Annotated in this window: 20 protein-coding genes; 11 read left to right on the top strand and 9 right to left on the bottom strand. The window is 47.6% G+C overall.

Features of this window, described 5'->3' with window-relative positions; all coding sequences use genetic code 11:
* Positions 1-18: 18 nt before the first annotated feature.
* A complete protein-coding gene (locus Q369_RS0112905) occupies positions 19-1,500 on the bottom strand; it encodes a cryptochrome/photolyase family protein (RefSeq protein ID WP_031528225.1) in 1,482 nt (493 codons plus the stop codon).
* A 68-nt stretch (positions 1,501-1,568) separates the two neighbouring features.
* On the opposite strand from Q369_RS0112905, the gene Q369_RS0112900 reads away from it, so the two are divergent.
* Positions 1,569-2,516, top strand: a complete 948-nt coding sequence (locus Q369_RS0112900) for an MBL fold metallo-hydrolase (protein ID WP_031528224.1) — start codon at positions 1,569-1,571, stop codon at positions 2,514-2,516.
* Positions 2,517-2,521: 5 nt separating this feature from the next.
* Here Q369_RS0112900 and Q369_RS0112895 read toward each other — a convergent pair whose 3' ends face one another.
* The 5 genes from Q369_RS0112895 to Q369_RS0112875 all read right to left on the bottom strand — a co-directional run bounded on the left by Q369_RS0112895 (position 2,522) and on the right by Q369_RS0112875 (position 11,018).
* The gene (locus Q369_RS0112895) at positions 2,522-3,418 is read right to left on the bottom strand and encodes a DUF72 domain-containing protein (protein ID WP_031528223.1); all 897 of its coding nucleotides are present in this window, start codon (positions 3,416-3,418) and stop codon (positions 2,522-2,524) included.
* A gap of 47 nt (positions 3,419-3,465) precedes the next feature.
* Entirely contained in the window at positions 3,466-3,981 is a 516-nt protein-coding gene (locus Q369_RS0112890) for a cupin domain-containing protein (protein ID WP_031528222.1), read from the bottom strand.
* Between the two features lie 105 nt (positions 3,982-4,086).
* The gene (locus tag Q369_RS0112885) at positions 4,087-5,688 is read right to left on the bottom strand and encodes a SusD/RagB family nutrient-binding outer membrane lipoprotein (RefSeq protein WP_031528221.1); all 1,602 of its coding nucleotides are present in this window, start codon (positions 5,686-5,688) and stop codon (positions 4,087-4,089) included.
* 10 nt (positions 5,689-5,698) lie between these two features.
* Entirely contained in the window at positions 5,699-8,884 is a 3,186-nt protein-coding gene (locus tag Q369_RS0112880; protein WP_031528220.1) for a SusC/RagA family TonB-linked outer membrane protein, read from the bottom strand.
* Between the two features lie 313 nt (positions 8,885-9,197).
* Entirely contained in the window at positions 9,198-11,018 is a 1,821-nt protein-coding gene (locus Q369_RS0112875; protein WP_031528219.1) for a sodium:solute symporter family protein, read from the bottom strand.
* 92 nt (positions 11,019-11,110) lie between these two features.
* On the opposite strand from Q369_RS0112875, the gene Q369_RS0112870 reads away from it, so the two are divergent.
* Positions 11,111-11,995 carry an AraC family transcriptional regulator gene (locus tag Q369_RS0112870; protein ID WP_031528218.1) on the top strand — a complete coding sequence of 295 codons (885 nt, stop codon included), beginning with the start codon at positions 11,111-11,113 and terminating at the stop codon, positions 11,993-11,995.
* Positions 11,996-12,153: 158 nt separating this feature from the next.
* Here Q369_RS0112870 and Q369_RS0112865 read toward each other — a convergent pair whose 3' ends face one another.
* Positions 12,154-13,221: a branched-chain amino acid aminotransferase gene (locus tag Q369_RS0112865; RefSeq protein ID WP_031528217.1), complete on the bottom strand. Its 1,068-nt coding sequence runs from the start codon at positions 13,219-13,221 to the stop codon at positions 12,154-12,156.
* Between the two features lie 98 nt (positions 13,222-13,319).
* On the bottom strand, positions 13,320-13,880 hold the full coding sequence (locus Q369_RS0112860; protein ID WP_031528216.1) for a cob(I)yrinic acid a,c-diamide adenosyltransferase: 561 nt from the start codon (positions 13,878-13,880) through the stop codon (positions 13,320-13,322).
* A 152-nt stretch (positions 13,881-14,032) separates the two neighbouring features.
* Between Q369_RS0112860 and Q369_RS0112855 the strand changes: the two genes are divergently transcribed.
* From Q369_RS0112855 to Q369_RS0112815, 9 genes are all read left to right on the top strand, one after another.
* Complete coding sequence (locus Q369_RS0112855; protein WP_031528215.1) at positions 14,033-14,545, top strand: hypothetical protein; 513 nt, start codon at positions 14,033-14,035, stop codon at positions 14,543-14,545.
* Positions 14,546-14,556: 11 nt separating this feature from the next.
* Positions 14,557-15,822 carry an S-adenosylmethionine:tRNA ribosyltransferase-isomerase gene (locus Q369_RS0112850; protein ID WP_031528214.1) on the top strand — a complete coding sequence of 422 codons (1,266 nt, stop codon included), beginning with the start codon at positions 14,557-14,559 and terminating at the stop codon, positions 15,820-15,822.
* Between the two features lie 10 nt (positions 15,823-15,832).
* Complete coding sequence (locus tag Q369_RS0112845; RefSeq protein ID WP_031528213.1) at positions 15,833-16,990, top strand: ABC transporter substrate-binding protein; 1,158 nt, start codon at positions 15,833-15,835, stop codon at positions 16,988-16,990.
* A gap of 2 nt (positions 16,991-16,992) precedes the next feature.
* On the top strand, positions 16,993-18,045 hold the full coding sequence (locus Q369_RS0112840; RefSeq protein WP_031528212.1) for an iron chelate uptake ABC transporter family permease subunit: 1,053 nt from the start codon (positions 16,993-16,995) through the stop codon (positions 18,043-18,045).
* Positions 18,042-19,061, top strand: a complete 1,020-nt coding sequence (locus Q369_RS0112835) for an ABC transporter ATP-binding protein (RefSeq protein ID WP_031528211.1) — start codon at positions 18,042-18,044, stop codon at positions 19,059-19,061. The genes Q369_RS0112840 and Q369_RS0112835 overlap by 4 nt, the downstream gene beginning before the upstream one ends.
* A gap of 90 nt (positions 19,062-19,151) precedes the next feature.
* Positions 19,152-21,134 (top strand): ArnT family glycosyltransferase, encoded by a 1,983-nt coding sequence (locus Q369_RS0112830; RefSeq protein ID WP_031528210.1) that lies wholly within the window; start codon positions 19,152-19,154, stop codon positions 21,132-21,134.
* Between the two features lie 35 nt (positions 21,135-21,169).
* On the top strand, positions 21,170-21,574 hold the full coding sequence (locus tag Q369_RS0112825; protein ID WP_031528209.1) for a nuclear transport factor 2 family protein: 405 nt from the start codon (positions 21,170-21,172) through the stop codon (positions 21,572-21,574).
* The gene (locus Q369_RS0112820; protein ID WP_031528208.1) at positions 21,574-22,176 is read left to right on the top strand and encodes a GNAT family N-acetyltransferase; all 603 of its coding nucleotides are present in this window, start codon (positions 21,574-21,576) and stop codon (positions 22,174-22,176) included. Before Q369_RS0112825 ends, Q369_RS0112820 begins: the two co-directional genes overlap by 1 nt.
* Positions 22,177-23,076, top strand: coding sequence for a carbon-nitrogen hydrolase family protein (locus tag Q369_RS0112815; protein WP_031528207.1), 900 nt, complete (start codon positions 22,177-22,179; stop codon positions 23,074-23,076).
* Between the two features lie 19 nt (positions 23,077-23,095).
* Here the strand turns inward: Q369_RS0112815 and Q369_RS0112810 are convergent, their stop codons facing one another.
* On the bottom strand, positions 23,096-24,652 hold the full coding sequence (locus Q369_RS0112810) for a tail fiber domain-containing protein (RefSeq protein WP_031528206.1): 1,557 nt from the start codon (positions 24,650-24,652) through the stop codon (positions 23,096-23,098).
* Between the last annotated feature and the right edge of the window lie 41 nt (positions 24,653-24,693).

Below are 24,693 nucleotides of genomic sequence, written 5' to 3'. Positions count from 1 at the left end.
GCTGATTTGCCCCGATCATCAACTATCCAGCTTTTTCAGGAATGCATTCGCAACGGTAATGTGCGCCTTTTTCTTTTCCTCCGGCATATTATCAAATGTTTTCAAAAGCATGCTCAGCCTGGGATTGTGCGAAAAGAACTTGCGTTGCTTGTCCATGAACCGCCAAAAAAGCCCGTCCCAGATGTCCTGCCATTCTCCCTTTTTATAATCACTCATTTTGGACAGGTAGTTGCTCGAACTGATATAAGGTTTGGTCGATAACAGCCCGCCATCTGCAAACTGGCTCATTCCGTAAACATTAGGTACCATTACCCAGTCATAGGAATCAATAAAAAGCTCCATAAACCAGAGGTATACATCGTCGGGATCGAATTCGCAGAGCAGCATGAAGTTGCCCATTACCATCAGCCGCTCAATGTGGTGACAGTAACCGGTCGCAAGTACCTTCTTGATCGTAATGTCCACAGGTTCAATGCCGGTAGTGCCCTCCCAGAATGATTTCGGGATTTTTCGAGTGAAACCCCAGTAATTTCGCGTTCGCTGGCGGCTGCCTTTGTTTTCGTAAACGCCATGCATAAACTCCCGCCAGCCAATCACCTGGCGGATAAATCCTTCCAGGGAGTTGAATGGAATATCGTGCTTTTCGGCGTAGTGAAGGATTTTTAAAATGACCTGCTTGGGTGTGATCAGTCCAACATTCAGCATGGGTGTCAGCTGGCTGTGATGTAGGAAATGCTCCGAGGTAACAATCGCGTCTTCGTATTTCCCGAATTCCTCGAACCGATTGCGCAGAAATTGGTCCAGCCAGGATTGACTTTCTTCGTGGGTGACTGGAAACCGGATCTCCTCGGGAATAGTACCGTAATTTTTGCCAAAATATTTTTCAACATACGCTTCGGCTTCGCTGTGCAGCTCGGACTTAACCGGAAACTTGATCTTGGGTGGCTCTTGTTTCTTCGGGAATTTCAGCCTGTTTTCTGTATCAAAGCTCCATTTGCCGCCAACCGGTTCCTCATTTTCGTCTACCAGAATTTTCAGTCTCTTCCGCTGATTAGCATAGAAATCCGCCTGGAAGTAGCGTTTTTTGTTAATGAAGTATCTGTCCAGATCATCCTGCGAATTAATGAACATCGGCGTTTCGTATGATACCAGCTCGATTCCCTCGCTTCTGGCAGCTTTTCCCAGCCTCGTTTGCAGCCAGTCGTCGGTTACATTTACGTAATGTATTTCTTCAACACCCTTCTTTTTCAGATAAGGTACCAGCTTCCTGACATCACTATAATCTTCGTAAGCTTCAATGTATTCAACCGGTAGTTTCTGGTCTTCCAAAAATTGCCGGTAAGCCTGCATAGTTGCGCGGTGGTAGGACAGCTTGTGTTTATGAAAATGATATTGTTTGAAAAACAGGTATTCTTCAACCAAAATCACATTCCTGTTTGTATTTACAGCAGGATTCTGCCTGAATAACTGATGTGGAAATACCAGCGTGACACTTTTCATAACAAGCCGTTTTAAGAGCAATTACCTACCTTTAACCAAAAAGATCCTTCGAAATAGTTATTAAAATCATGCGAACGCTGCTCTCTTTCATTCTCGCGCTTTTGTTTTTGTGTGTTCCAGGTTATGGTCAAAATGCATTCAGGGTAGTTCCTCTGGGAGTAAAAGGCGGGGTACACGACGGGAATTTGTCTGCCTATATGGTAGCGCCGGCAGGTTCCGATGCATTCGTCTGCCTGGATGCAGGTACGATCACCAATGGCATCCGCTCCGCAGTGCAGCAGGGTACCTTTGAGGGGTCAGCTGAGACTATTTTGAAACAATATATCAAAGGCTACCTGATATCGCACCCGCATTTGGACCATGTTTCGGGAATGCTGCTCAATGCAGTAGAGGATACCGCCAAGCACATTTACGCATTTGAAAGTTGCATTAAAGTCCTGAAAACGCATTATTTCAATTGGGAAAGCTGGCCCAATTTTACGAACGAAGGCGCAGCACCGACATTGAAAAAGTACACTTATCATGTACTTTCAGAAGAAAATGAGATTCCATTGAATGGTACCGCAATGCAAATGCGCGCGTTCAAGCTCAGCCACGGTGCGCCTACCGAAAGTGCCGCTTTCCTGGTGCGTAGCGGCGATAGTTACCTGTTGTATTTTGGCGATACCGGCCCCGACGAGATTGAAAAGTCCAACAAAATGGAGCTCGTCTGGAAAGCAGTTGCGCCATTAGTCAAAGAAGGAAAATTGCGTGCAGTGTTTCTGGAAGTATCTTATCCCAACAGCCAGCCCGACAAGAGCCTTTTCGGGCATTTGACCCCAAAATGGTTTTTCAAAGAGTTAGAGAAACTGGCCGCGTTGGCGGGGCAGCAATCAATGCGAAATTTGAATGTGGTCGTGACGCACATCAAGCCGGTTGGGAGTAACGAAGCGCAAATCACCGCCGAGCTCAACAAAGAAAATACCCTGGGCGTCAAGCTGATCTTTCCGCAACAGGGTATTCCAATGAATTTTTAAATGAATCAGAGCAGCTTGGTTTGTCCGCCGGTACTTGGGTGCTGCGGTACCTGCAACGTCATTCCCAGCTCATCGTTCAATCTTTTGATCAGATAAGTGGATAGCAGGGGAGAGGCTTCTTCGTGATTTTGGTGTACAAAAAAGTAAATATTCTCAATGCCTTGCTCGATCCACAATTTCAAGCGCTCAAACCAATCATCAAGCCGGGTATAATCCGAATCTACATTGGCGCCATTGTAGCGGATAAAAGCAGTTGGCGTAGTGAGGCGCATGTGCATTAAATCTCTTCTGCCCGCCGAGTCGGTAACAATGTGCGTGATGTTATTTTTCTCCAAAACCTCATAGAAGTCCGTGGTGTCAAACACCCCGTCATACCAGCCGGGATGCCGGAGCTCCAATGCGAGCGGAAAGCCCGAAGGCCATTGTTCCAGGTAGGCTTTCAGCTGCTCCCAGTTTTTGGGGCCAAAATTGTCGGGTAGCTGCAAAAAGAGCATTCCGAGCTTTTCCTGTAAATGCGAGATTCCGTCCAGGTAAACGTCAGTTGCCTCTTTCGCTTCTTTCAATCTTTTCCAGTGACTGATTCCCTGGTGAAGTTTCGGGAAAAACTTAAACCCTTCGGAAGTCTTGTTGTACCAACCCTCAATTGTTTCAATGGGAAAGTTGTTGTAAAAAGTGGCATTAAGCTCGATGCTGTTGAATTGCGTAGCGTAGTAGCCCAGCTCGTCTTTTACACCTTTTGGATAAAAGCTTTTCAGGTCTGTTTTATTCCATTTTGCACAGCCAATACGAATGTCCGGTTTGCCTTTACCCTTTGTTCTGCCAAGTATTTTTTCATTTTCAGGTGCATCGGGCGGCAATGTAAAATCGATCAATGCGGGATTATCAACTTTTCCGAATTTCATATTTCAGGGATTAATAGTTGTGCAAATAGTGTTTGAAATGGTCTTGATTATCTTCCAAAATCATCCTGTACCCGAACGATATCGTCTTCGTCGGAAGGATTAGCGGGGTCTGTATGCTGCCATATTTCTGCAACAATCCCCCATTCGTCAACACCTACCAGCCGGTGGCGCTCTCCTTTTTTAAGGTCAATAACAGTCCCGATCGGCAATTGGCGCATTTCGGTTTCCTCATCCGTGTCGCTGATCACAATCCCGGCATTGCCGCCGATTACTTTCCAGATCTCAGCGCGGCGATGGTGGTACTGCCACGATAGCCTTTTATTAGGTGCAACGACGAGGATTTTCGGGCTCAACTTTTCGTAGCCTGCAAAATCTTCCAGTGAAAGGTGGGGAAAGAATGTGGAAATAAACTGCGGAGCCTGACTTTCTTCCAGTACAAAAAAACCTCCCCAGGGACGGGAATGATCCTTGCTGACAACTGTGAAGCCCTGCTCGTCGATAAACTGCTGGACTTTCGCGAATACAGCGTCCTTATCAGCATCTGCTGTGAATGATTGTATCATAAAAGGGATTAACCTGATTAGGGTGAGTTTCAAAATTAGGATAAAAAACAAAAAGATGCCCTAAAATATTCAGGACACCTTTTGAATTATATCTACTAATTTACACTATTTGTCCCACCAAACCTTGGTAGTAAAATCGTCGGGCAAGGTTGCGCCGGTCTGGTAATTAGGGTTACCTGCTACTTCGTTGGTGGGGTAGCGCAGGCGCACTGGAATTGTGCCGCCTGTGACATTTCCGGGGTAGTTGGTTGGGGTGAGTTTAGGATATCCGGTCCTTCTCCAGTCCGACCACGCTTCCCACCAGTTGAAGAATTTATTCACCCAAAGCTGCTCGCCGATCATTTCCAATGCCGGCTTGGTAACGCCATAAGGATAGGTAGTCAGGTAAGCTTGTGCGGCTGCGTCAGAGACAGTGAGCGACGCATCAAATGGCGTGTACATTTGCATGGACGCTTTTACGCCCGCATCGTAGTGCGACTTGGCTGTGCCTGAAATCCCGGAGCCGATTTTCCGCTCAATTGCTTCGGCCAGCAAAAGCTCTACTTCGCCATAGTTCATAATCATATAAGGATCTGAATCCTGCAACATTTTCACGTTTATTCTCGAATAGGTTTTAGCAAGATCCACTCCTGAGCCGCCTTCCAGTCTGTCGATCATCGCCTGATCGTACCCATTTGGCATACCTTTCTGCTTTACCGGATCCAGCACAAGAGGCGTAAAACCATTGGCAGTCCAGGGGCCGATTCCGCCACTAATGATCATCAGGCGCGGATCATCATCTGCAGCGCTGTTCTGATTGGTGCCTTTCAGGAAGTTCACCAAAGTTGCACTCAGGTAAGAAGGCTGCCCGCCATCGCCGGGGTCAAATGCGCGCGAGATACCGTTCTGGTTTGTCCATTCATTCGGACCGTCGGACATCGTCACCCACACATTATCGGCATTGCTGGTAAATACACCACCTGCGGCTGCTTTGGTTACATAAGTAGCCGCTTTGGCTGCATCTACATTGGAAATCCGCATTGCCAGCCGGAGCATCAGGGAGTATCCGAATTTCTTCCATTTGGCAATATCACCTTTGTAAATGAAGTCGGCCGCTGCAAATCCTTCGTCTCCATTCGATGCATTGAGGGAAGAGGAAGCTTCGTCCAGTTCTTTCAGTAAATCAGCGTAAATGGCGTCTTGCGTATCATATTTTGGGAAAAAGATACCTTCAATACCGCGATTGGCCTCGGTGTAAGGAATGTTTCCGTAAAAATCGGTGATCCGCGAAAAGCTGAACGCGCGCAGTATACGTGCCGCCTGCCGCATATTCTTGTTCTTGCCTTCCGCAAAGCCGCCCGGAGCCGACTGTCTCAGGATTTCTGCGATGTTTTTCAGCTGGTCATTGTAAGTGAATTCGAAAGGCGCTGCGTTGGTTTCTGCATTGCTTGCATACTTGTCCCCCGGCGCAATCCCGCCTCCTGCATTCGCCAGCTGCTGGATCGCATAGGCGCACATTCCGATATTGGTACGCCAGTCGATATAGCGGTTATCACCCGTGGTTCCATTAGATGCGATGCCCAGCTCGGCCGAAGTAAACAGCAGGTTGAGATCAATGGTATTCAATGCCTGCGGGTTGATGTTCAGATTGTGCAGCTCTTCCGTATCACAGCCCGTGACCAGTATTGCTGCCAGACCAAATTTTATATAGCTCTTGAAATTTTTCATTTTTCTGTAATTAGAATGTTGCTCTCAAATTGAAACCGTAACTGCGGGTGGATGGGAAACCGAAATAGTCAAATCCCTGTGAGTTCCCATTGGAGTAGGTTGATTCCGGATCAACATTGTCGATGTTCTTGAAAAGGATCGCGAGGTTACGACCAACAAAAGAAAGGCTGAGGTTTTGCAAAGGCGTTTTTTCCAGGAGTTTCTTCGGGAAATTGTAGCCTAGTGTCAGTTGTCTCAGCTTCACAAACGAGGCATCGTACAGGTACATGGTTGTTACCGCATCGGCTTCGCCGCCTACCGAGCCCCAGTAATTGAAGGCTTCCAGCGGGGTCAATGTTTTGGTGAAAGGCTTGTATTCGCTTCCTTCCTGAGTTACTCCGGTAACTGTCAGCGGTGCTTCACCTTCTCTTCCCTGCAATGAGCGCTGGCTAAGTCCCCATTGGTCGAGTCTCATATTTGTTCCTGAAAGTATGTCGCCGCCTACTTTGAAGTCCACCAGGAATGATAAGTCGAATCCTTTGTAGTTGAATGCATTGGTAAGTCCGCCTGTGATTTTGGCGATACCATTTCCAATGATCTCATAGTTGGTGGAGCCTACCGGCCGGCCATCGCTGTAAAATACGGGCTGACCATCAGGAGACAGTTTTTGAACACGCCCTGTGATCATACCGAAAGGTTGTCCCACAATATTTTTGATATAAGCATTGCGTGAGCGTGGTTCTTCCAGTACCAGTTCCGTCGATCCCGGGATCAGCGCTTTTACTTTGTTTACGTTTTTACCAAGGTTTAAAGTTACATCCCACGTTACCTGGCTGGATTTAAGCGGCGTTACGGTAAGTAACAGCTCCACGCCCCTGTTTTGTAGCTTACCAACATTCACCGAAGTCGACCCGAATCCTGATGCTCTTGAAATGGTCGCATTCAGGATATCGTCAGTTGTTTGCTGATCATAGTAAGTGAAATCAACGCCTACTTTGTTGTTGAACAAACGAAAATCGATACCTACCTCAGTTTCTGACACCGACAAAGGCCTGAGGTTAGGGTTTGGAATGTTTCCGTTGTTTCCCATTGCAGACGAGAATGAGCCCATGGCAAGTCCGAGATGCGGATTTCCATTCAGTGAGTACGTCAGGTTGGTTTCGTATGGTCCGATGGTCGCATTGCCCACCTGCGCCCAGGACGCGCGGAGCTTACCGTAAGAAAGCCACGCAGGCATATTATTGAATGCGTCGGAGAACACGAAGCTACCACCAACGGAAGGATACAAAATGCTGTTTGTTTTGGGATTCAGTACCGAAAACCAGTCGTTCCGTGCAGTACCGGTCAGGAAAAGGAAGCCGCCGTATGAAATTTCAGCAGATCCGAAAAGGGAGTTGATCCCGGATTCATTGGGTGTATAATCCCAGTTTTTACCCTGAATGTTGTTCAATGCGGGGAAGAACTGTACGTTGAAACCGTTTCCGTAAATATTGATAAAGTCGTATTTACGTCTCATCCGGTTTCCTCCGCCAAATACATTAAAACCCAGCTTGCCAAATTCCTTATTGAAGCCGATCGTGTATTCCATGTTGATCTCCTGTACATTCCAGGTACCCATACTTCTGGAACCGCCACGCTGGTAGCCAGTTCCTTCCGGTACAAGCGACTCGGCACGACGCGAATATTTGTCCATACCCACGCGGCCCTGAACGAAAAGCCAGTCTGTAAGCTGGTATTTTAAGCTACCGGAAGTGATAATACGATCTTTCTTATCGGTTTTGATAAACTGGTAGGCAGTCCAGTAAGGATTTTGCCCCCAGTTATTGTTGGCTTGCTGATATTCTTCACCCACTTCTTTGCCCCAGATACCCAGGCTCGCCGCGTCAGTACCTGCCGGGATTGCGCCGGGCTTATTGGGATCGCCCATGTAGTCGAGTACATTGTAGTTGCCCGGTATGCGCCATACAGACTGGATACCATTACCCGGAGAGTCAGACACATTGGGACGATTTTTTGCTTTTTCCTCAGAATAAAGCACTTTGGCGTCAAGGGTAAGTCTCTTGCCAAATTTTGAAAGCGTAGAAATGGAAATGTTCAGCCTGTCGAAACCGGAATTTGGAATGATGCTCGTGCTGTTCATATTTGTAATGGACGCACGGAAATTCTGGTTTTCGTTTCCGCCTGAAAAAGCAAGATTATTGGTAAATGCGTGACCGGTTTTCAGGTATCTCGAAAAGTTATCTCCTGCATATGCATAAGGCCGCATTTTTCCGTCAAAACCAACTACCTGGCTGTTGTCATATTTCGGTCCCCACGAGTCGTCGCCCCATTCATAAGCCTGGTTCTGATTGGCTGGCTTGGTGGCTACCCCATTTACATAGCCGCCGCTGCCGTAGCTGTGCTGCAGGTCTGAAAGATCGTTCAGCTTTTCAAAAACGTAATTTGATCCGAACTCGACGCCGATTCCTTTTCTCTTTGAGCCCCGTTTGGTGGTTACGTTAATGACACCATTTGCCGCACGAGCGCCATAAAGTGCAGCCGCATTCGCACCTTTCAATACCGTTACGGATTCAATATCATCAGGGTTTATACTGGAAAGCCCGTCGCCCTCGTCGGAGCCGCCCCACATACCCGCCTGTCCGAAGCCGCTGTTGTCGATCGGGATACCGTCAATAACATACAAAGGCTGATTCTGGCCATTAAGCGACTTGTTACCGCGGATAATAACGCGAGATGAACCGGCCGGACCTGAGGCTATCTTGCTTACATTCACCCCGGCAACCCTTCCCGCCAATGCGTTACCAAGGTTGGCTTCGCGGGCGGCTGTCATGTTACTTCCGCTCACCTCGGTAATGGAGTAAGCAAGCGAGCGTTTTTCACGGCTTACGCCCAGCGCAGTTACAACCACCTCATTCAATGCAGTTGCTTCCGACTGGAGAGAAACATTCTGGACAGTTGCATTCGCTACTACTTCCTTCGTAACATAGCCGATGTAGCTAAAGGTAAGCGTTTTGCCTTTTTCGACTGTAATGGAGTAATCCCCTTTGTCGCTGGTGGTAGTGCCGCGGGTGGTGCCTTTTACCACCACGTTCACCCCGGCGATCTCGCCGCCACTTGCGTCTGTAACTTTCCCGGCTACCGTCATTTCCTGGGCATAACCCGGCAGGGCGAGCACAGAAAGCAGTACCAATAATTTAATTAGTAGAGTTTTTTTCATAGAAACGGATTTCTGGTAAAACAAGGTTTGATTAGCTGAACTATGGAATAGTGATAAAAATTAAACCAAATATACCAGAATGGCGACCACAACTATATAGTACATTTTTATCAAAAAATGACACATTTAGTACCACATTTATAGATGATAATTAGTTTATATAATGAATAAATAAAACAATACTTAGTTTATCGACTTGGGCAACCTGCTTTAAATGGATGCTGGAAAAATGGTGCATGTGCCGTTTCCGGAGCGCCTCCGCATCATTCGGATGTGTGTATACGCAGTGACAACTTTGTAAGTACTGCTAAACTCAGCGAGGCGGGAGCGTTTTATACCAGGTTCGCCACAAGACCAGCAGGGTAGCAACCAGGATGCCCGCTGAAATGCTGGCCGGTACTGGCATCAGCAATACTATGTAAACCGGCAAGGCTGTCAGCGCAGTTTGGGCGACAATACCTGTGACAATATTAAATGCGTCGCGGGAGAAATGTGGATTTGGTATAAACGTCGGGTCGTCTTCCTGGATCGCTTTTCTGACTGGCTGCCAGAAACCCCAGGGATTGACCTGTTTGCAGAACTTTATCAAAACTTCCATCTCAGTAGGTGGCGTGAGCAGCGAAGCGGCTACTGCCACGCATGTGGCTATGGCGAGGATCAGCGGGAAGTAATAGAGCGGAAGCATTTTTGGAAAGAGATAGGGGCAACACATCGCACATACAATTCCCGCTATCATACCCCAGAAAAACCCGTGGCTGTTAAAGCGCCACCAATGGAATTTAAGCACATTCGAGGCAATATAACCGCCATATAACGCCGATACGATCCACAGCAGAATGCTGTTCAGATCTTTGATGAGAAAGCCGAGGGCGATCGCAATGGTTACTACCGACAGCCCGGAAACATAATTCATCCACCTGACCTGCCGGTTGCTGGCATCGGGGTTGATGGATTTGAGGTAAACATCATTGACCAGATAAGCCTGAGCTGCATTGAAAGTACCCGCAAATGTTCCCATAAATGCGCCAAGCAGCCCCACCAGCACAAGCCCGAGCAGGCCAGGCGGAACATGCGCACTGAGCACTTCAGGCAACAAGCGCTCAAAATCCCTTCCGTGGCCGCCGCTCTGGCCGTGGAAAATAAGGGCGAGTACAGTAACACCGGTAATGAGGAGATATCGGGGCGGGAGTAACACGAAATTCACAAACATGCTCATCAATGCGGCATCGCGGGGGGATTTGGACGAAAGGACTTTCTGCATATCATAGTTGGGCATCGGGCCGGCCAGGCTTGCGAGAATCCCTTTTGCTGCCATTAATGCGAAAAAGTAGCCGAACGGCGAAAAGTTATCTTCCCTGATTTTCCGGTCGGCATCGGCGAGGTAGCTGCTCCAATTCAGTTCCAGGTTTTTGCCAAAAAATATACTATCCCACCCTTCCGGAACACGCAGGGCGCCGGCAGTTTCCAAAGCATTCATGGCAATGCAGGCGATGCAGACGGAAATAATTACAATGATCACATAATGGATGAGATCCGTCCAAACTATGCTTTTCATCCCGCCAAGAAGTGAATAGAACACCGTGAATGTGGTGAATACAATCCCGTACAGATGTGGTACAAATTGAACCGGTACATGGAAAGGAACGAGTGGTGAGATCGCGGACCACGGAATGAAAATCACGAGAAACTTGCCGAGACCGATGAATGCGTAGGTCATGAAGCTGAGACAGCTCAGAATAGCAAAAATTATAATAATGCTATGTGATTGCCGCGAATCGCGGGATGTGCCGAATCGGGTCAGCATCCATTCAGCGCTGGTGGACGCGCCTGACTTCCGCAGCCACGCCGACATGTAGACCATCATAAAAATCTGATTGAATACGGGCCAGAGCCAGGGAAGCCAGATGCTTTTAACGCCGTAAACAAACATTATAGAAACCATCCAGGCGGTTCCCGAAATGTCAAACATCCCCGATGCATTGGAAATCGCGAGCATCCAGAATGGAATCGTCCGGCCGCCCAGCAGGTAATCAGAGCTTGTTTTATCTGCTTGTCTCTTTGATACAATGCCGACAATAATTACAAAAACCAGGTAAGCCGCGATAACCAGAAAGTCGGTAAATCCTATTTCCATTCGCTTAATAAGTATTTAACAAATTGCCGGAATGGTAATAATACATTTTCAACATTAAATTGATATATTTAAACATTCCAACCTGACACTTTATGAATGAAATCTACCGCGAAATTACACCTTTGACCCAGTACGATTGTTTCACTGTTTTTACCCGGAGTAAAACAATTTTTGACTTCCCACTTCACACGCACGACGAATATGAGCTCAATCTTATCCTTTCCGGGCGTGGCGTAAAACGGATCGTAGGTGACCACACAGAAATTATTGACGATGCGGAGCTCGTTCTCGTCGGCAACAACCTCCCGCACGGCTGGCTGACCCACGCATACAAATGGCAGGAGGGGATGCCGGAAGTTAAAGAGATTACCGTCCAGTTCCACCGTGACCTTTTCGACGAAAATTTCCTGAAACGCAATCAGCTCTTCTTTGTACGTTCGCTTCTGGAAAAATCGGCCAAAGGGATTTCCTTTTCACGGGATACCATAGAGCGTATCCTGCCGCGTTTTCAGGCGCTGGGGCAGAAAAGCGGCTTTGACTCCATTTTGGAATTAATGTCCATTCTGCACGATTTGTCGGTCTCCCGGAATATGCGCACACTGTCGAGCAGCACATTCACAGGCGAGAATATTAATTTCAACAGCCGCCGCATTGAAAAGGTATTCGCTCACATGCGGGACAATTATGACAAAGAAATCAACCTGGCTGTTATATCCAAGCTGGCAGGCATGTCGGAGGTCTCTTTCAGCAGGTTTATAAAAAAAAGAACCGGAAAAACTTTCATAGAAAGTCTGAATGAGATCAGACTCGGCCACGCTTCCCGGTACCTGATCAACACCAGCAACACGATCTCCGAAATCGCCTACAAATGCGGATTCAATAACTTGTCTTACTTCAACCGGATTTTCAAAACCAAAAACGGCTGCACACCGAAAGAGTTTAGAGAGAACTACTCAGGTACGCGGACGTTTGTGTAGAGTTTATGAGTTTAAAGTTTATGAGTTCAGGAGTTTAGAGTTATTGAAGTTTGGAGTGGTTAATAAGTTTGTTTTACCAAAATAAAAGAGCTCAAAGCCGGGTAACCCACAACTTTGAGCTCTTTTACTTTAAACTCATAACATAACTCATAAACTCCCTACACTTTCAGCATCCAGCCGAAAACGTCTTCCTGTTTGCCGGTGCGCAGGTCGGTCAGGTAGTTTTTGACTTTTGTTACGAATGAATCTTCTTTGATCTCTGGCAATGTGTAATCCACACCTTCGTAAGCAATGGCTGCGAATGGAGAAATTACAACCGCAGTACCTGCACCAAAAGCTGCTTCCAATGTGCCGTTTTTGGCTGCGTCAATGATTTCTTTCACACTTACACGGCGCTCTTCTACCGGGATACCCCAATGCTGCGCGATTGCTACGATGCTTTTGCGTGTGATACCGTCGAGCGTTGTTTCAGAAACGTAAGGTGTCACCAGCGTTCCGTCGATCAGGAACATGATGTTCATCGTACCGGATTCTTCGATATAGGCATGCTCACGGGCGTCTGTCCAGATCAGCTGATCGTAACCTTGCTCCTGCGCCAGTTTTGCCGGATAAAGTGAACCGGCGTAGTTGCCTGCACACTTCGTGCCGCCCACCCCGCCTTCAGCTGCACGGATATATTGTGTTTCCACTTTCACGCGCGGCGGCTTGGCATAGTAAGTACCTACCGGACTTGTGAAAATGATAAAAGTATAAGAATCAGAAGGTTTAACCCCGATGTAAGGATCAGTTGCGAACATGTACGGACGAATGTACAGCGAGCATCCTGGCTGAGAAGGTACCCAGCCGGAATCCAGGCGGAGCAGTTCCAGAAGTCCGTTCATGAAAACTTCTTCCGGAATTGACGGCATGCATAAGCGTTCTGCCGATTTGTTGAGCCGCTTCCAGTTGTCTATTGCACGAAACAAGAGCACGTCGCCTTCCTCGCTTTTATAAGCTTTCATGCCTTCAAAAATCGCCTGTCCGTAATGCAGGGCGGCTGTTGCAGGACTGAGCGAAAGGTCGCCGTAAGGGACGATCCGGAGATCCTGCCATTGACCTTCACGGTAGTCGGCGATGAACATGTGGTCGGAAATATTCCGGCCGAAAACCAGGTTGTTGAAGTCAACCTCTTGTAAGCGAGATTCGGTGGTTTGCTGAACCTCAATCTGTAATGTGTCGGCTGTCATGATGCCTAAATTTAAATTTCGAAACGCTAATACGAATGTTCGTCAGGGATTGCAATTTAAAAATTTAATCTATAAATAACTGATATTTAGTACAACAATTATTTATTCGGAGAAAGTCTTGGATTCCAGGTGACTTCCTCGATTCCCAGCTCGTAAGTCATAGCCCGGCAGAGCATGAAAAGATAGTCGGAAAGACGGTTCAGATAGCGTACCACAATGTCCTCCACTTCTTCACCCTGTTGTAAATGGATCACCGCCCGCTCGGCCCGCCTGCACACCGTACGCGCTACGTGCCCGAAGGAAACAGACTGGTGCCCGCCGGGAAGCACAAATGCCCGCAATGGAGGTACTTTCGAATCAATCAGGTCCATTGCAGTTTCCAGTAAAAGAATGTCCTCTTCCAGAAGGTCCGGCAGAATGCGTTTGGTCCGGTCTGACTCGGAAGCCAAATGCGAGCCTATCGTGAAAAGTCTGTCCTGAATTTCTTTCAACAGCTCTTTCCGGCTTTCATTCACCGGCTGGTCGCGCAGCAGGCCAATGTAGCTGTTCAGCTCATCGACAGTTCCATAAGCGTCGATTCTGACGTGGGCTTTGCTCAGTCTTGTGCCTCCGATCAGGGAAGTCATGCCCTTATCGCCTGTTTTCGTGTATATTTTCATAAATGTGGTTTGAAAGTAGATTCGTGGCAGCCTGCATTCAGGCAACAACATTTGAGCGCAATAATAACTGCCAATTAGGTTTTAGAAACTCCCCGCCCTAATTTTGCACCCTGATTTAACTTGGCGAAAACCTCCGGAAGGTTGAAGAATTCATGAAAATTACAACATTTGCAATCAAGGTCTGGCGTTGGCTGTCTATCATATTCGTGGTAGGTGCATTGCTTTGGACTTACTCCCTGTTCCCTGAGATGGTAGCTGTGGATTTTGCCCAAACCGGCCTGGCCGAGAAATATGTGGATAAAGAGCATATTTTTTACATCATAATGGGCTTGTTTCTCCTGAACAATGTGGTGATCGCGGCATTTGCCCGCCACATCCCAAAAGTGGACCCTACCTATTTGCCAATTCCAAAAAGAAAAGAATGGGCGCAGTTCCGCCCGGAGCTTAGCGAGCATCTTGTAAACTGGATTTACTGTCTCGTTTCGGTAATCAACACGATCATTGGGTTCAGCCTCCTAGCTTTGGCGACTATCAACAGTACGCAGTACAAATTGGATGTATTCGATTTTTCGTGGGTATATTATATCGGGATCGTGCTGATAGTAGTTGTATTTCTGCTGCCTTTACGTCTGCTCTGGCCGCCGGTACCTGAGGAAAAGCTGTAAAAGGAAGCCGAATGGAACAAGAGCGCAGGGAGACAGGGACACAGGCAGATTGGCTTACAAAAGCAGAATCGATCCGGCTGCAGGATTATTATTATGATCTTCCCGACAACAGAATTGCGCATTACCCGCTTGAAGTCCGGGATCAATCCAAGCTGCTGGTTTACAAAAACAGCACAATCAATCACCATACTTTTTCGGATTTACCTGACCAGCTTCCCGCCGATACGCTGCTGGTTTTCAATGATACGCGCGTAATACCTGCCCGGGCGTACTTCCAAAAGGAAACCGGTGCAGTGATCGAGATTCTCCTGCTCCACCCCGAAGCGCCTACCCGCGTGATCAACGATGCGATGCTGATCAGGAATGAATGCGTTTGGGAGTGTATGATCGGGAATAAAAAGCGTTGGAAGTTAGCAGATACATTAAGAACAACAGTCGAGGTAAATGCAAAGACGGTCACATTGGAAGTATCCTATGCCGACTATGAGCGCAACCATGTGCATTTGAAATGGAGCGGCGGACTAACCTTCCTGGAAATTGTGCAGGCACTAGGTGAAATCCCGCTCCCGCCTTACCTGAACAGGGATACCGAAGAGGGAGATAAGCAAACCTACCAGACTGTTTACGCCCACCACAACGGTGCAGTAGCCGCGCCAACTGCCGGGCTGCATTTTACTGAAAACGTATTTACAGAACTAGAAAAGCGGGGGATACGCAGATCTTTTCTCACGCTGCATGTAGGCGCAGGTACTTTTCTGCCCATTAAAGTAACTTCGGTTACCGCGCACAGAATGCACTCCGAGCAGATTGTTTTTTCGAGGGAAGTGATCGAGGAGCTGCGAAGCGCGGCGGGACCGATTGTGCCTGTCGGAACAACTTCCATGCGCTCGCTGGAAAGTTTGTACTGGTTTGGTGTAAAGCTTTTCAGGAATGAAACGAGCGAGTTCCGGATTGAAAAATTATATCCTTATCCATTTGAAGAAAGCGACCTGCCGGCAGCATCCGAGGCGCTTGCTGCAATTGCCGCATTCATGGATGCAAATAATTACAGCTACATTACGGGTGAAACCGAGATATTCATATTTCCGGGATACCGGTTCAGGCTTTGCAAAGGACTGGTTACCAATTTTCATCAGCCAGGTTCTACATTGATCCTGCTGGTGGCTGCATTGGTAGGTGACGCCTGGAAACAGATCTACCGGGAAGCATTTGATACAGGTTACCGGTTTTTAAGCTATGGCGACTCTTCCTTACTCTGGCCTTCGGCACAACATTGAAATTTGAATTATGAATAAAACCTGGGTTGTACTTCTGCTTTTCCTGTTCTTGCAAGCTTGTGATTCCAGTCAGAAATCGAAGGAACAGCAGGAAGTTGCCGGGGAGAGCAGCTACAAAGGCCAATGCGAGGTCCAGCACGCGAAGGGTTTTGATATTCAATATTTTGATCAATATAAAATCATCACAATCAAAAGCGCGGATTCTACAGCAGCTGGCGAAAAGTTCATACTGCTTGAAAACGGCAGGTCGCGCCCCGAAGGTTACCCTGAGGCGCAGGTTATTCAAATCCCGGTTAAATCCATGGTTGGAACTTCCTCCATGCATACCGGCTTGCTGGAAACACTCGGCTCGACTGACGTACTGACCGGGCTGGCTGGTTCGCAGTACGTTTATTCGCCTTCGGTTCAGAGGCAGATCAAAGCAGGTAAGATAGTGGAAGTAGGGAAAGACAATGGACTAAACCTGGAAAAGCTGATCGAAATGCATCCCGATCTGGTAATGACGGTGGGTTCGCCCGGTACCAAGGCGGATCGTTTTACTGCATTGAGAGAAGCAGGTATCCCCGTACTGACCAATTCAGAATGGGTTGAAACCACGCCGCTGGCGCGTTGTGAGTGGATAAAGCTGGCGGCTGCACTACTCAACAAGGAAAAGGAAGCAAATGCAATTTTTGGCAAAATAGAAAGAGATTATAACCACCTTGCGCGCCTCGCCCGGACCACAGATCCCAAACCAACCGTTATTTCCGGCCTGAATACAAAGGATGTCTGGTTTTTACCCAAGGGCGACAATTATATGTCGCAGTTCTTCAAGGATGCGGGCGCAAGCTACCATTGGGCAGATACAAAAGGCGGGGGCAGTCTGTCGCTCAATTTTGAAGCGGTTTATCCCATTGCTTTGAAAGCGCAGTATTGGATAAATGTTGGGTTTGATAAGAATAATACGCGTAAAAGCATCCTCGAACAGGATTCACGCTATGCGGATTTTTCCGCAGCGAAATCGAGGAAAATGTACAGCTATAATGCACGTGTCAACGCATCTGGCTCCAACGATTTCTTCGAATCAGGCGCATTTAACCCGCATATCGTGCTGGCAGACCTGATCCATATTTTTCATCCGGGACTTCTTCCGGGGCACCAGCTGGTTTATTACAAACAGTTACCATAAAAATGGCAGCACCTGCAAAAAGACAAGGATTGATCCTGACTTGCCTCGCACTGCTGGCAGTTGTTTTTTTTGCATTGGATGTATTGTCCGGGTCTGTTGCCATTCCTTTCGCGGAAGTACTGCACATTCTTTTTTCGCATGAATCTGAAAATCAGGCGTGGTTATTCATTATTGAGAAAATCCGTATTCCTAAAGCAGCGACCGCTATTCTGGCGGGCTGCGGGCTTTCGGTAAGCGGCTTGCTGATGCAAACGCTCTTCCGCAATCCGCTCGCTGGTCCCTCCGAGCTGGGTATTACGGCTGGCGCTGGCCTGGGCGTGGCTTCGGTGATGCTGGCGGGTGGAAGCGCGGGAGGTATGTACGCGGTCAATCAGCTGGGTATCTCCGGTAGCTGGCTTGTAATTGTAATGGCGTCGCTTGGCTCTGCATTGGTGATGTCGCTTATTCTGCTGATCGCGGGCCGGGTAAAAGATAATGTTGTGCTGCTGATCGTAGGTGTGATGATCGGCACGATTACACTTTCTGTGATCAGTATATGGCAATATGTAAGTCAGCCCGAGGAGTTGCAGGAATACATTATGTGGACTTTCGGGTCGCTGGGCGGCGTAACACAGTACCGCCTTTTTGTATTGACAATCGTAGTAACACTCGGCTTGCTGGGCGCATTTATTTCTTCCAAATCACTGAATGCATTGTTGCTGGGGGAGAATTATGCAAGAAGCATGGGACTGAGCATTGTGCAAAGCCGGCTGATGATCATGACCAGTACCAGTCTGCTTACCGGAAGTATTACTGCCTTTTGCGGGCCGATCGGTTTTATCGGGATCGCCATTCCACACCTGACGCGCGCGTTGCTGCGTACTTCCAACCACCGTATATTAATCCCGGCCTGCTGCCTTTCTGGCACAGTGCTAATGTTGTTTTGTGATATTGTGGCGCAGCTCCCCGGTGCACAGACGGTCATTCCAATCAATATCGTTACTTCGCTGCTTGGGGCGCCGGTGGTGATCTGGGTAATCCTGCGCAGTAACAATCTTCGTTCGTCATTCTCATGAAAGATCCGCAGCCGATCCTGCAAACGGAAGCCCTTTCGATCGGGTACCGGTCAAAAAATGCTGACCTGGTTGTTGCAAGTAACCTGAATGTATCGTTACGGGCTGGAAAGCTGGTTTGTCTGCTCGGCGCGAATGGTTCGGGTAAATCCACTTTAATGCGTACACTGGCTGGCTTGCAGCCTGCATTAGCCGGTAAGATCCTGCTCAGCCAGCACGAGCTTGCCCGTTTGAAACCGCAGGAACTCGCCACGCAGCTGAGCCTGGTTTTGACTGAAAGACTTGAAACCGGCAACCTTACAGCTCGCGAAGTAATTACGCTAGGGCGAACACCTTATACCGGTTGGCTTGGGCAACTTAGCGAAGCAGACAGGCAGCAAATCGATCTTGCAATTACATATACAGGAACAGAGCCTCTTTTGAGCCGCCAAATCAGTCAGCTCAGTGACGGAGAGCGGCAGAAGGTAATGCTGGCGCGGGCACTTGCACAAGATACCGGCGTGATCTTGCTCGACGAGCCTACCGCGCACCTGGACCTGCCCAATCGGATCGGGCTGATGAAGCTGCTTCACCAGCTGGCCGCCGAAACCAACAAGGCGATTTTACTCAGTACCCACGAGCTCGATCTTGCATTACAAACCGCTGATCAGCTCTGGCTGATGAAAAAAGGCGACGGCTTGCTTTCCGGCGTACCTGAAGATCTGATTCTCGACGGATCTTTTGAATCTGTTTTCAACCGGGAAAACTTCTTCTTTGATACAAACACAGGCACATTCAATATCCAGCGGGAACCCACCGGGCAGCAGGTGTATTTGGAAGGCAGTGAAAAGGAGGTGCTTTGGACAAGAAAAGCGCTGCAACGCGCGGGATTTTGCATTGCAAGTACAGCTGGGAGTTTTTGGAAGATCAAAGTAATGCAAGTAGCAGGTAAGGGAGCAAACTGGGAAGTGAGCGGGTACGGGAAGTCAGGCCACCTGCATTCAGTTGAAGCCTTAATCGCTTTTTTGACCTATCACTAAAATGAATTTAACATCGGTGACTTAGCTGATGTTCTTTTCGTGAGAATGGCTATTTTTGAAACATATTAGCCAAACAGGTTTACCCTTCACATGATTCTTTTGGTTCCATTAGCAATGTGGCTTTGTACAGCCAATTGTTACCTGGCGTTTTTCAAAGATTGGCCCCAGGCATTCCGGCGGTCGGTTCTTGCTTCGGCCATTTTTCTGTTCTTCTTCATAGGGGCCAGTACCGAATTGCTCAGCGCATTTAATCTGATCAATCCCTACGTAGTAATTACCGCCTGGCTTTTGCTGAATGTAGCCCTGATACTTATTTCGGCGAGGCTGCAGAGTAAATACAAACTTAATCTGCGCTCGATCAGCAGGTACTGGATACAATCGGGAAAAGTATTCTTTCGTAAACTGGGCGCATTTACGGTAACTATTCTCGGTTCACTCGCATTATTTACGCTCGTGGTGGCTATTGTAGCCACTCCCAATAACCTCGATTCGCTGAGCTACCATTTGAGCCGGCTGGGTTACTGGGTACAAAACGGCAATGTGGAACATTACGCTTCCCACATTGAGCGCGCGATTTCATTCAGTCCGTTTTCGGAGTACGTACACTTGCATACGTACCTGCTTTCAGGCGGAGACCGGTATTTTCAGTTGGCTCAATGGCTGAGCCTGGCTGGTATTCTCATTTGTGTGTCTCTGATCGTGGAGCTTTTCTCGGCATCGCTAGTTCAGCTTCGCATCGCATTGGTTTTCGCAGCTACTTTGCCCATTGTAGTGCTGGAATCCATGACAACCCAGAACGATCTGATGGTCGCGTTTTTTATAGTTGCGACTGCCTTTTACTGCTTTGATTTTAGCCAGAACCGTAAGTTTATCGCCTTTTTGTTCCTGTCTCTCGCGGTTGCGCTCGGGATTATGACGAAAGGTACATTCGTCTTCTACGCGCTTCCGTTTGGCTTTTATCTTCTCATTTTTACAATCGGCAGAGCGGATTTGTGGAAGTCACTCGCATTGCTGCTGGCGGGCACCGTGATGCTGGTACTACTGCTGAATGCGCCATTCTGGTATCGTACGCACGAAATTTTCGGCTCGCCTGTCGGGACAATGAGCAATGGAAACAGGAATGATATTCGCGTTCCGGCTGATTTCGTCTCCTCGCTTTCCAAGCACACCATGCTGCACCTCGGATTTGTTTCTCCGGGTAACAGGTACAATCAATTTTTAGAAAACGGGCTTGTGGCATTGCACGCCGCTATGGGCCTTCCATTGGACAAGCCAGGTTCAGGGATGCTTTTTAAAATGAACAAGCTCAATTTCAATGAGGACTTCGCGCATAATTTCTTCGGAATGTGGTTAATTCTGCTAAGTATCCCATTGCTTTTCTTCGTAAAGCTTGCTCCCAACGCAAAATGGTATGCGCTGGCTGCGTTTTGCAGTTACCTCGTATTTTGTTTTTTTATCGGTTACCAAACTTACGGTTCGCGTCTGCACATCCCGTTTTTTGTACTTGCCGCCCCGGTTGTCGGTCTGGTTTACGGCTCATTTTTACCAACTATTATGAGCAAATTGATGCTGACGATACTCTGGCTTTTTGCATTGCCATTTGCACTTTTAAGCGTGACGCATCCGCTGCTTTCCACCAAATGGTTTTTTGAAAAGGTATTTCCGCCGATCAATAATGCATTGAACCTAAAAATTCATGTTGGTCCGGGTAATGTGAACCTGATGCAGGAAAGTATCATTTTTTCTCCGCCCGAGAAAATCGTCTGGGGCGATCATCTGCCTGAAATGCAGCGACTCACCAACTTTATTGAGGCTCAAAACCCGCAAAAAATCGGCTTCGATCTTACAGAAGCCAGTTATGATTATGCATTTCAATATTCTTTAAGAAAAGAAGGCCGTATTTTTGAGCATGTGTCGGTCCGTAATCCTTCAAAAGTATTGGAAAATATGGCATTCAAGCCTGATATTATCCTGGCAGAGGTTTACGAGGGCACGGCATTTGAATGTCACGGACGGAAATACATGCTCGGATTCCACACGCTGGACAAGTGGGTGTACGTTCCGGTTAAGTGATTTTGAAATAGAATTTACAGGTTTAATCAATTGAAATGAACGCATTGGAAGTTGTAGAAGCGTATTACGCTTGCTTTAATAATCAGGATTGGAAAGGAATGCTGGCGCTGGTTGACCCGCAGATCAGGCACGAGGCAAACCAGGGCGATGTGCGCATTGGAATTGAAAAATTTACCGAATTCCTGGGTAATATGGACGAGGCTTATGAAGAAAAGCTTACGGATATGTTCTTTTTTACCGAAAAAACAGGAACACGCGTTGCAGTTGAGTTTGTGGTAAATGGAACTTACAAGAAAGCGGAAGAAGGTATGCCGGAAGCTTACGGGCAAACTTATGTGCTGCCTGCCGGTGCTTTCCTGGAAGTGAAAGCTGGAAAAATCACGCGCGTAACAACCTATTACAACCTGCCGCGCTGGATTGAGCTGGTTTCTAAGAAATAATGGAAAACCTTTCATTTGTCACGAAAAGAGGCGCCGAGATCGAAAGTGTTTTTGAAGATTTGGGGAAATTGCGGATCGCCGTTTTTCATGATTTTCCTTATCTCTACGAAGGTGATCTGGATTATGAGAAAGAGTACCTCAAAATATACAGTCAATCTGCCAGAGCTTTTCTTTTCTCAGTTTATGATGGTGCCGAAATGGTCGGCGCTACTACCTGCATTCCATTAGCGGACGAAACAGAAGAAGTTCGGGCGCCATTTGAGAAAGCCGGGTACGATGTCAGCAGCATATTTTATTTTGGCGAAAGCATTCTTCTTCAAAAATATCGGGGACTTGGACTCGGTCACCGCTTTTTCGATGAGCGGGAAGCCCACGCGCGCAGCTTCGGCGATTATGAACTTGCGTGTTTTTGCGCGGTGGAAAGAGCGGCAGATCATCCGGCCAGGCCAGATAAGTATCGGCCAAATGACGTTTTTTGGCAAAAAAGAGGTTATGTAAAAAACCCCCGGTTACGAAGCACAATGCGGTGGCTGGATATAGGAGAGATTAACGAAACTGCCAAGACAATGACATTTTGGTTGAAGGCTTTGAAAAGTAAATAAATGAAAGTTACCGTCGCGGCAGCACAATATCCGATCAGCGAACACGCTGATTTTACTTCCTGGAAAAAGCATATCAAGAATTGGGTCAGCGAGGCCGCTGACCAGGGAGCCCAGCTTTTACTTTTTCCTGAATATGGTTCAATGGAGCTTGTCAGTACTTTTTCAGAAGCTGTCAAAAGCAATATCCGTGAACAGATCTTCGCGCTTGATGCGCTCAAATCGGAGTTTTGCGATGTGTTTGAGGAGCTGGCAAAAGCATATCATGTAACCATCGTAGCTCCCTCGATTCCGGTTATTGAGCAAGGCCAAAACCACAACCGGGCCTATGTTTTTTCTCCCGCCGGACTGGCCGGATACCAGGATAAGTTTTTCATGACGCGCTTTGAAAATGAAGAATGGGGCATCCAAACCGCGCCGAAAGTATTGACAGTTTTTGAGGCCCCCTGGGGGAAATTTGGCGTTCAAATCTGCTACGACATCGAGTTCCCGATAGGGGCGCAGTTGCTGTGCGAAGCTGGCGCGATGCTTATTCTTGCGCCAAGCTGCACCGAAACCATTCGTGGCGCGACCAGGGTACATGTCGGTGCCCGCGCTCGCGCCTTGGAAAACCAGGCATATACCTTGGTTTCACCAACAATCGGCAATGCAGCCTGGTCGCCGGCAGTAGATATCAATTATGGTTTTGCTGCCTGTTACTCAACGCCGGACATCGATTTGCCCGAAGAGGGAATTGTTGCAGCAATGGAACCCCAGGTGGCCGGCTGGCTCATTCAGGAACTGGATTTTGCAAAGCTTGATGTTGCGAGAAACGACGGTCATGTTTTTAATTTCAAAGATCTAAAAACAATACAAACAGCCCTTTTAGAATCGGATATTGAGATTCGCCATTGCAAGGTTTAAGTTGCCAATGCACTTAGTTTTATTTTGCAGCGGGATTTTCTGCTAAACGCGCCTTGGTTTCTAATGCTTCCAATCTGCTCACAATATCGCTGTTCAAAGCTTGGAGCGATTCGTTTTGTTTGGTCAGTTGCTTAATTGAATCAACCAGGTGAGGAATGAGCCCGATATAGTTAACCGACTTGAAACCCTTCTCATCTTCCTTCACCAACTCAGGGAATAACTTTTCTAATTCTTGTGCGATAAAACCTGTTTGTAGGGTTTGATCTTTCAGAGGATCCTTCCAGAAGTAGTGATATGGATTCAGAGCCGAAATTTTGTTTACGCTTCCGGTGATGGCGCTTAACTTGTGTTTGAGGCGGGCGTCGGAAGTTTGGATAACACTGCCCTGCAAAAAACCATTTCCATCTTTGTTTACCCAAAACTGCCAGGTATTTAAGAAAAACCCGACTTGTTCGTCAGTCTTCATTCCTACAAAGCCACTTTCAACGCCGGCAGCGTTATCAAAATGAATACCTGCTGTTACCCCATTGTGCCGGATACGCGCTCTTCCATCGACTTCCAGCGTGTACTTGGGATTAAGTGCATTTTTGCCCAAACCCAAATTCCCACTTCTTAGCAACGTGAGTGCATTTTGTCGGTCATTGTAGCTGATACCGTTGCCAATTTGAAAAATTCGGTCAGTGGGTTTTTCATTTTCCGGGTCAGGATTGTCAGATGCATTATTAAAGAGGCCGGTCACGAATGAAGCTCTCGTCTTAGCTATTGTGAAGTTTCCGAAAGCAGCCGAGATGTCTCCCATTGCCTTAGATGAAAATCCGAAACTTGCAGATGAACTTCCACTTGCCTCCGAGGAGAATCCGGTGGCAAGTGAATAGTCAGCAGAGGCCTTTGTCGATTGTCCAAGCGCTGTGCTGCTACTGCCACTTGCCTCTGTATCACTTCCGGAGGCAAAAGAACTGATCCCTAAAAGTTGATCCTCCCATTTATCATTGTCGGCCGTTCCAGCGCGGAACGCAGCTTTGACAGGATACCATATCAATTTAGATCCTTGTCCAACGAGAGGCAGACGGTATTTATCCAGCCGTGGGTCGTCCGGGGTAGTTGTGCTTGGGTCGATTCCTGGTTCTAGGACAAAATCCTGGATTACCGGATAGCTGTTATTCCATCTCCGGGCATCGCGCGCGTGAAGTGCATACGGTACACTTTGCATTTGTGTGGTACCAAGATCAGTAAATGCATTTCCTCCGTCAAGTGCTATTTCAATTTGCAGATAATGAGAGAATACCTGCCACACAATCTGATTGAAATCTCCCGTCAGCACATTCCCTTTCCCGATCGATAAGGTGAAAACCCCGTGTGCATTTGAAACTGATTGGTGCGTTTCCTGATAGACTACCGACCCATTCGGGGCTTCTTTGTGAATAGTAAGCCTCACGCCGATTGTAGCATCGCCTACGATTTTTCCCGCAGCGTTTCTTGCTACACCCTGAAAGCTGAATTGATCCGGTGCTTGTGCAAAAAGCTTAACGGTGCATAAAATGGAAAAAACGAGTAGAAGTAGAGATTTTGGCTGCATGGCAAGCACGTTTGATGGAGATTGAAAACCCCAACCTATCT

This window comes from Dyadobacter crusticola DSM 16708 (genome assembly GCF_000701505.1).
Classification (GTDB): domain Bacteria; phylum Bacteroidota; class Bacteroidia; order Cytophagales; family Spirosomataceae; genus Dyadobacter; species Dyadobacter crusticola.
The sequence above is the reverse complement of the archived record's forward strand: the minus strand, read 5'-3'. Positions and strand labels throughout refer to the sequence as shown.

Bases quoted from the DNA above. Each gene is read 5' to 3' on its own strand.
- Q369_RS0112810 (WP_031528206.1), bottom strand. From the start codon at position 24,652: ATGCAGCCAAAATCTCTACTTCTACTCGTTTTTTCCATTTTATGCACC.
- Q369_RS0112840 (WP_031528212.1), top strand. From the start codon at position 16,993: ATGGCAGCACCTGCAAAAAGACAAGGATTGATCCTGACTTGCCTCGCA.
- Q369_RS0112885 (WP_031528221.1), bottom strand. From the start codon at position 5,688: ATGAAAAATTTCAAGAGCTATATAAAATTTGGTCTGGCAGCAATACTG.
- Q369_RS0112845 (WP_031528213.1), top strand. From the start codon at position 15,833: ATGAATAAAACCTGGGTTGTACTTCTGCTTTTCCTGTTCTTGCAAGCT.
- Q369_RS0112880 (WP_031528220.1), bottom strand. From the start codon at position 8,884: ATGAAAAAAACTCTACTAATTAAATTATTGGTACTGCTTTCTGTGCTC.
- Q369_RS0112815 (WP_031528207.1), top strand. From the start codon at position 22,177: ATGAAAGTTACCGTCGCGGCAGCACAATATCCGATCAGCGAACACGCT.
- Q369_RS0112870 (WP_031528218.1), top strand. From the start codon at position 11,111: ATGAATGAAATCTACCGCGAAATTACACCTTTGACCCAGTACGATTGT.
- Q369_RS0112875 (WP_031528219.1), bottom strand. From the start codon at position 11,018: ATGGAAATAGGATTTACCGACTTTCTGGTTATCGCGGCTTACCTGGTT.
- Q369_RS0112860 (WP_031528216.1), bottom strand. From the start codon at position 13,880: ATGAAAATATACACGAAAACAGGCGATAAGGGCATGACTTCCCTGATC.
- Q369_RS0112850 (WP_031528214.1), top strand. From the start codon at position 14,557: ATGGAACAAGAGCGCAGGGAGACAGGGACACAGGCAGATTGGCTTACA.
- Q369_RS0112835 (WP_031528211.1), top strand. From the start codon at position 18,042: ATGAAAGATCCGCAGCCGATCCTGCAAACGGAAGCCCTTTCGATCGGG.
- Q369_RS0112890 (WP_031528222.1), bottom strand. From the start codon at position 3,981: ATGATACAATCATTCACAGCAGATGCTGATAAGGACGCTGTATTCGCG.
- Q369_RS0112855 (WP_031528215.1), top strand. From the start codon at position 14,033: ATGAAAATTACAACATTTGCAATCAAGGTCTGGCGTTGGCTGTCTATC.
- Q369_RS0112905 (WP_031528225.1), bottom strand. From the start codon at position 1,500: ATGAAAAGTGTCACGCTGGTATTTCCACATCAGTTATTCAGGCAGAAT.
- Q369_RS0112820 (WP_031528208.1), top strand. From the start codon at position 21,574: ATGGAAAACCTTTCATTTGTCACGAAAAGAGGCGCCGAGATCGAAAGT.
- Q369_RS0112825 (WP_031528209.1), top strand. From the start codon at position 21,170: ATGAACGCATTGGAAGTTGTAGAAGCGTATTACGCTTGCTTTAATAAT.
- Q369_RS0112865 (WP_031528217.1), bottom strand. From the start codon at position 13,221: ATGACAGCCGACACATTACAGATTGAGGTTCAGCAAACCACCGAATCT.
- Q369_RS0112895 (WP_031528223.1), bottom strand. From the start codon at position 3,418: ATGAAATTCGGAAAAGTTGATAATCCCGCATTGATCGATTTTACATTG.
- Q369_RS0112900 (WP_031528224.1), top strand. From the start codon at position 1,569: ATGCGAACGCTGCTCTCTTTCATTCTCGCGCTTTTGTTTTTGTGTGTT.
- Q369_RS0112830 (WP_031528210.1), top strand. From the start codon at position 19,152: ATGATTCTTTTGGTTCCATTAGCAATGTGGCTTTGTACAGCCAATTGT.